Genomic DNA, 3,479 nt, shown 5'->3' with positions numbered 1-3,479 from the left:
TTCCTGATGGAGTGCTATGAGAACGGCATCCTCACGAAGGAGATCACCGGCGGCCTCGACCTGCACTTCGGCAGTGACATGGATGCGTTGGAGCTCATCCACCAGATCGGCGAGGGTCGTGGCTTCGGCAAGATCGCCGGGCTTGGCATCCATCGCCTGAAGAAACTGTTCATCGACGAGTACCATGCCGATGCTCAGTTCGTAAACGACATTGGCATGGAAGTCAAGGGTATGGAAGTGTCCGAGTACAACAGCAAAGACTCCCTGGCACAGCAGGGCGGGTACGCCATGGCGTCCAAGGGACCACAGCACGACGAGGCGTGGCTCATCTTCATGGACCAGGTCAAGGGCCAGCTGCCCACCTTCGCCGACAAGGCCGAGGCCCTGTCCTTCTTCCCGCTCTTCCGTACCTGGTTCTCGCTCATGGGACTGTGCAAGCTGCCCTGGAACGACTCAGAACCAAGGGACAACCGCGACCAGTATACCGGCCTCGAGGCCGCCAGGATCCCTGAGCACGTCGACAACTACCTGCTGCTCTACAAGGGTGTAACCGGCCACGTCCTCGATCTCGACGGCCTGCTAGCCCAGAGCAAGCGTGTGTATGACTTCCAGCGCCTGTTCAACCTGCGCATGGGACAGGGGACGCGCAAAGACGACTGGATGCCTTATCGTGGCATGGGTCCTGTCACTGAGGAAGAATACCTGTCCCGTCAGGAACGGTATGACAAGCAGTTGGTCGAAGCCGTAAAGGTGGACATCACGGGCATGAGCCTGCAACAGAAGATGGCAGCCCTGCGCGAGTACCGCGAGTCGCAATACCGCCAGCTTCAGGACGCGGTATATGCACGGCGCGGCTGGGATGCCGACGGAGTCCCCACGCTCGAGACAGTGAAAGCGGAAGGCATGGACTTCCCCGAACTCGCCGACCTCATCGAGAAGCACACACACAAAGCATAGCCTTCAGTCAGATCTGCCACATCAGAAAGCCCGGTCTCATCGAGGCCGGGCTTCTTGTTGTTCGGGAGAGGTGCATCGTCTGCAGTTACAGAACCCAGTTGAAGAAATACCCTACGATGAGAATACCGACTCCAACGACACCAATGAATGTTGCAAGCAACCTTGGCTTGAGAACGCGGCGCAGGATAATCATCTCTGGCATCGAAAGTCCAGTGACAGCCATCATGAAAGCCAGTGTCGTCCCCAGAGGAAGACCCTTGGCAAAGAGTGCCTGAACGACAGGAATGACGCCCTCGGCGTTCGAATAAAGCGGGATACCAATCAATACGGCGATAAGAACCGCAAAGGGGTTGTCACGACCTGCATATCTGGCCAGGAAATTCTCTGGAGCGTACCCATGGATGAATGCACCGATGGCGACGCCGACCGCCACCCATGGTGCCACTCTGCGGAAGATCTCACCTACGTATCTCCAGCTGGCGACTACGCGGTCCTTGAAGGTCATGGGAGCATCCCCTGCAGCGGCGCCGACCTTGATCTTGTACACGTAATCCTCAACGTACTTCTCCATATGAAGCCGACCGATGATAATACCCGACACAATTGCGATGAGGAGCCCAACGCCCACATACAGCAGGGCGACCCTGGCTCCAAACAGTCCCCACAGAAGTACCATCGCGACCTCATTGATCATGGGGCTTGCCACCAGAAACGAGAAAGTCACGCCGAGCGGTACGCCGGACTCCACGAATCCGATGAACATCGGAATGGCCGAGCACGTGCAGAAGGGTGTGATAATGCCCAGAGAAGCAGCAAGGATGTTGTCGACGAATTGATGCCGATGGGTCAGCGCCTTCTTGATCTTCTCGGCGGGTATCCAAGTTCTCAGCATCGCGACCGCAAACACGATAACGACGAGGAGCAGATAAATCTTGGGGATGTCATACACGAAGAAGTGAATGGCTTCCGTTATCAGGCGCCCCTTTGGCAGGCGCAGAAGCGTATAGGTAAACCAGTCGGCGAATAAGGTGAGCATAACAACCTCCGTTGATATATAGGTCTTCAAAAAAGGGCGGCTACCCGCCCTCTGGTTGCCTCGTCAGGCGCTGGCGCCGACGATGCTCTTCTTCGCTTCCTCAGGTGACAACACTCTGCCTGCGGACACGACCTTGCCGTCGATCACGAGAGCCGGCATGGACATGACACCATACGTCATGATCTGCTGCATGTCAGTTACGTCCACGACCTCGGCATCCTTGCCAAGCATTTCCAGTGCCTTGCGGACATTAGCTTCAAGCCCGTGACAGCGAGCACAACCAGAACCCAGAATTTCGATTCGCATGATTCCTCCTAGTTTGACAGCAACTCTTTCAGAGCCTGCATCAGTTCATGAATACGATCTTCGACTCGTGAGTAGTGTACGAATTGACCTTCCTTGCGAGCAGCGACAAGTCCCATCTCTCGCAGGACCCTCAAGTGATGCGAAACAAGATTCTGTGGAATGCCCAGCGAACGCTCGATCTCGCAGACGCACAACTCTCCGCCACGCAGAAGTCTGAGGACCTTGATCCGTTGCGGCTCCAGTAGAACCGACACCAGCTTCGCCTGCTCCTCGCAATCAGAGTTCCAGTCGGCAACTATGTTCTGTGTCCCACAGGCAGGCATGCGTTCATCCATGTCACAACTCCCATTGATTCAATCTACATTGATATGTTATATGAAGGTATTGCTTTGTCAAGACCCAGACGCTGGATGATGCGAACCTCCCGAAATCGACGCAGATCGCCAGGTTTGTGGAACCCCCTTGACAGACTCTTACTCGTCGCTATTCTGTATCGTATATGACCGATACAGTTGATGCAATAGTCATAGCGCGAGCACTGGGTGACACGACACGTGCCCGCATTGTCGCGTTGCTCCAACGCCGGGACCTGTGCGTCTGTGAGCTGACAAAAGTACTCGGTCAGTCACAGGCCAACATCTCTGGCCACCTCAAATTGCTGCTGTCCAGCGGTATTGTCACGTCCAACCGGCGCAGCTACTGGACCCACTACGCAGTGGCCGGCAACCTGCCGACAGATATCTCCCACTTCCTCAGCGCCATCATGCTGCAGACGACTGCACAGTATCCTGGAGATATGCTCGCATTGGAGCACCTTCCCCGTGACGTCTGCGCGTTGAAACAGCAGGAGAGGCGAAATGCCAGGGAGGGCAAGCAGAAACCGAAGTAGCACTATTCAACACACGGCAGCGCTTTCAACATTCAACAACACCTTGCGCCAAAACGGAGGTCAAAATGGAACGAAAAGCTGGTCTCGGCATCTTTCAGAAGTACCTGAGTCTGTGGGTGGTGGTGGCCATGGTCGCCGGCATCATTCTGGGCCGTCTCCTGCCAGGAGTGATAAGCGCTCTCGACAAAATGACTGCCTACAGCATCTCTCTGCCGGTAGCCGTGCTCATCTGGCTCATGATCTATCCCATGATGCTGCAGATCGACTTCGGCAGCATCATGCGCGTCGGCA

The 3,479-nt window shown here is 55.7% G+C and carries 6 protein-coding genes; 3 read left to right on the top strand and 3 right to left on the bottom strand.

Annotated elements, in window-relative coordinates:
• Positions 1-957: aldehyde ferredoxin oxidoreductase C-terminal domain-containing protein (locus SMC5_RS03340; RefSeq protein ID WP_207799017.1), on the top strand; the 957-nt coding region annotated here is incomplete at its 5' end.
• Positions 958-1,042: 85 nt separating this feature from the next.
• On the opposite strand, the gene SMC5_RS03335 is transcribed toward SMC5_RS03340, so the two are convergent.
• The 3 genes from SMC5_RS03335 to SMC5_RS03325 form a co-directional block, all read right to left on the bottom strand.
• Complete coding sequence (locus SMC5_RS03335) at positions 1,043-1,993, bottom strand: permease (protein ID WP_119119584.1); 951 nt, start codon at positions 1,991-1,993, stop codon at positions 1,043-1,045.
• A gap of 63 nt (positions 1,994-2,056) precedes the next feature.
• Positions 2,057-2,299, bottom strand: a complete 243-nt coding sequence (locus SMC5_RS03330) for a thioredoxin family protein (RefSeq protein WP_119119583.1) — start codon at positions 2,297-2,299, stop codon at positions 2,057-2,059.
• An 8-nt stretch (positions 2,300-2,307) separates the two neighbouring features.
• Positions 2,308-2,634: an ArsR/SmtB family transcription factor gene (locus SMC5_RS03325; protein ID WP_119119582.1), complete on the bottom strand. Its 327-nt coding sequence runs from the start codon at positions 2,632-2,634 to the stop codon at positions 2,308-2,310.
• 164 nt (positions 2,635-2,798) lie between these two features.
• Here SMC5_RS03325 and SMC5_RS03320 point away from each other — a divergent pair, with 164 nt between their 5' ends.
• Both SMC5_RS03320 and SMC5_RS03315 read left to right on the top strand, forming a co-directional pair.
• Positions 2,799-3,188, top strand: a complete 390-nt coding sequence (locus SMC5_RS03320) for an ArsR/SmtB family transcription factor (RefSeq protein WP_119119581.1) — start codon at positions 2,799-2,801, stop codon at positions 3,186-3,188.
• A 65-nt stretch (positions 3,189-3,253) separates the two neighbouring features.
• On the top strand, positions 3,254-3,479 hold a 226-nt coding region (locus SMC5_RS03315; RefSeq protein WP_407079759.1), incomplete at its 3' end, for an arsenic resistance protein.

This window comes from Candidatus Cryosericum odellii (assembly GCF_003570935.1).
Classification (GTDB): Bacteria; Caldisericota; Caldisericia; order Cryosericales; family Cryosericaceae; genus Cryosericum; species Cryosericum odellii.
This window is presented reverse-complemented; position numbering and strand designations above follow the sequence as displayed.